Origin of the sequence: Moorena sp. SIOASIH, from assembly GCF_010671925.1 — a bacterium.
Lineage (GTDB): Bacteria > Cyanobacteriota > Cyanobacteriia > Cyanobacteriales > Coleofasciculaceae > Moorena.
The window spans coordinates 1-1,453 of record NZ_JAAHIH010000020.1 but is presented as its reverse complement, the minus strand read 5'-3'; the positions used below and the strand labels follow the sequence as shown (position 1 = coordinate 1,453).

The following is a 1,453-nucleotide window of genomic DNA, read 5'->3' as shown; positions in this document are numbered from 1 at the left end:
TTGCTCCAGAAATGGTGGCTTATGCGAAGTCTTTTGTGGATGATGTGGAATTTTCCCCGGAGGATGCAGGGCGCAGCGATCCCGAGTATCTCTACGAAGTCCTGGAACGGGTAATCGATGCGGGGGCCGAAGGACCGAGACTTTCCTGATGGCATAAAGTGATTCGCCGTGTTCTTGTCGTTGTCTTTAGGTCGAATAGGTTGCCGCAGTGCCTGATTATAGCGTTAGACCAAACCTGGAGTTGCTGAGTATTGGACACCAGCCCATGCTCATCAAGCATTGACTCGTGATGTATTCATGCTTGACAGGCATACGCAATTTGCGGTCTGCTGAGCTCCAAGAATTCCTTTGTTGAGCACTTGTCACCGATGTACAACCGCGCGTTTCTTGCCTGGAGAACCGGCTTTTCCTGAGCGCCCCTCCGCACGCTATTGCTGCAATAACCCCGCATCCGAAATTCCGTGACCCGGAGGAGAAACATCGTGAGCCTAAACATTAACGGACCCGCCTATATCGATGGCGAGGTCCGGCCCGCAATCATTCACATCGAAGACGGCGTCATCCAATCCGTCAAACCCGACGATCGGCGAGACGCCGCCGATTCCATCGATCTCGGCCCGAATCAGATCGTATTGCCTGCCGCGACCGATCTGTTGTGCGGATTGCGCGACTGGATCGCGGCACCCAAGGAAACCGTCGAGTGTGCTACCAAAGGAGCGCTTGCCGGCGGCATCACCGTGGTCTGTGATCAGGCCAATATCGTGCCGCGACTGAATACGCTCCCGCGCCTCGCGGAGCGTGTCGAATTCGTCGCTGACCAGGCATGGACCGACTACGGTATCGCCGCCGCGCCACCGCTCGACTGGAGCGACGCCATTGAGTACCGCAAGACCGGTGCATATTGTATTGGCCTTTATTCTTGGAATCTGCGCCATTGGCGCTACGCCAGAGATCTCGACGACAGCGCCGCAGAATTCGAAAACTTTGCCCGGTCGGGCCTGCACACCTCGTTCGTCGTCGACGAAGCCGCATTCCAGGATACGCCGCTGCACGAACTCGGCGAACAGTACGCGCTGACCGCGTTGCTCAGACGGCTTCCGCCCGAATTGCGCGCGCGCATACAGGTTACGCAACCCGAGAGCATTGAAAAAATCCTCGCCGAGAAACCGCGGCTGCCGAATGTCTCGATCCAGGTGCCGCACCACCGGTCGACGCCGATGTCGAAGTGATCGCTGTCGCCGAGGATACCTGGCAGTATTTTGGAACCGCCGTCGTGCCGATCGGCGATGCAGCCGCCGTACGCATCGATAACGGGAAAAAAAAAAACACACGTCTGAACTCCAGGTTCACCGCCTGCGCCACTTCCTGTGTCGATTAAGCAAATGATGCTTATTGTTCCCACCGTACATAACACTGTCGCAACAGACTCGCTCTAGTGCGTGATGTACACCCG

The 1,453-nt window shown here is 56.7% G+C and carries 1 protein-coding gene and 1 pseudogene; both read left to right on the top strand.

The window, feature by feature from the left end:
• Positions 1-128: pseudogene (locus F6J90_RS43330) on the top strand (hypothetical protein); the annotation flags it as partial.
• A gap of 354 nt (positions 129-482) precedes the next feature.
• Entirely contained in the window at positions 483-1,229 is a 747-nt protein-coding gene (locus F6J90_RS43325; RefSeq protein ID WP_293109135.1) for a hypothetical protein, read from the top strand.
• Positions 1,230-1,453 lie beyond the last annotated feature (224 nt).